The 1,701-nt window shown below is 70.2% G+C and carries 1 protein-coding gene; it reads left to right on the forward strand.

Annotated features, from left to right (window positions below):
• A partial coding sequence (locus I59_RS10710; protein ID WP_022903870.1) for a DNA polymerase occupies nt 1–1,701 on the forward strand: 1,701 nt, incomplete at both ends.

The following is a 1,701-nucleotide window of genomic DNA, read 5'->3' on the forward strand; positions in this document are numbered from 1 at the left end:
CTCGTGAACGACGACGTCACGCTGCTGTACCCGTCGGTCCGCGGTGTCTCCGAGCTCACCCGCTACGACCGCGACAAGGTGTACGAGCGCTACGGCATCGAGCCGCACCAGTACCCGGACATCGCGGCCCTCGTCGGTGAGACCAGCGACAACCTGATCGGCATCGACAAGGTCGGCGAGAAGACCGCCGTCAAGTGGATCAACCTCTACGGCTCGCTCGACGGGGTGCTCGAGCACGCCGACGAGATCAAGGGCGTGGTCGGCAACAACCTCCGCGAGCAGAAGGACCGCGCGGTCCGGAACCGCAAGCTGAACCGGCTCGTCAACGACGTCGAGCTGCCGGTGGGCCCGGCCGACGTCGCACTCCGCCCGCTCGACGAGCAGGCGGTCCGCGACCTCTTCGCCAAGCTCCAGTTCCGCACGCTCCTCGACCGCGTGTTCAAGGTCGCTGGCACGGGCGAACCGTCCGAGTCCGCTGCCGCCGAGGGCGGGGTCGACGACGGCGCCCCGGTGCCGCCGAAGGTCACCACGATCATCGACGAAGAGCTCGGCTACTGGCTCGAGCGCAAGGCGAAGGACGCGGCGAACGGCTTCGGCGTCGCGGTCGAGGTCATCGACGGCCGGCTCAGCGCGATCGGCATCGCCACGCACGACGACGCGGTGCTGGTCCCCGGCGGCAGCGGCGCGAAGGACTACGAGCAGCTCGCGGCCTGGTTCGCCTCGGACGCCCCGAAGCACTTCCACGACGCGAAGACGGCGATCAAGGTGCTCGCCACCGTCGGCTTCACGGTCAACGGCCTCGCCGGCGACGCCCGCATCCTCGGGTGGCTGGCGCAGCCCGGCAAGCAGGGGCAGCCCCTCGCCGACCTCGTCTACCAGGAGCTCGGCGAAGAGCTCTCCACCGCCGACCCGAACCAACTCGTGCCCGAGACCGACCCGGTGAACGTCGGCGTCCACGCCTGGTACGTGCTCCGCGTCACGACCGCCATCCGCGCCCGGCTCGACGAGTCCTCGCTGCGGGTCCTCGACGACATCGAGCTGCCGCTCGTGCACGTCCTCGCCGCCATGGAGACCACCGGCGTCGCGATCGACCGACCGGTCCTCACGAACCTGTCGCACGAGCTGGGGGAGCGCGCCGCCGACCTCGCCCAGCAGGCCTTCGCCGAGATCGGGCACGAGGTCAACCTCGGCTCGCCGAAGCAGCTGCAGGAGGTCCTCTTCACCGAGCTCGCGATGCCGAAGACCCGCAAGACGAAGACCGGCTTCTCGACCGACGCCGCGAGCCTCGCCGACCTGCAGGAGCAGCACCCGCACCCGTTCCTCGGCCTGCTGCTGCAGCACCGCGACGCCACGAAGCTCCGCCAGATCGTCGACACCCTCGACGCCGCGATCGTCGACGGCCGCATCCACACCCGCTACGAGCAGACCGGCAGCAGCACGGGGCGCATCTCCTCGACCGACCCGAACCTGCAGAACATCCCGGTGAAGACGGCCGTCGGGCGTCGGGTCCGCTCGGCGTTCGCCGTGGCCGAGCCCTACACGACCCTGATCACCGCCGACTACTCGCAGATCGAGATGCGGATCATGGCGCACCTGTCCGGCGACCCCGGGCTGATCCAGGCGTTCAACGAGGGCGAGGACCTGCACCGCTTCGTCGGCGCCCGGGTCTTCGGTGTCGAGCCGGCCGACGTCTCGCCGGAG

It is taken from the genome of Curtobacterium sp. B8 (genome assembly GCF_000333315.1).
Taxonomy (GTDB): Bacteria; Actinomycetota; Actinomycetes; order Actinomycetales; family Microbacteriaceae; genus Curtobacterium; species Curtobacterium luteum.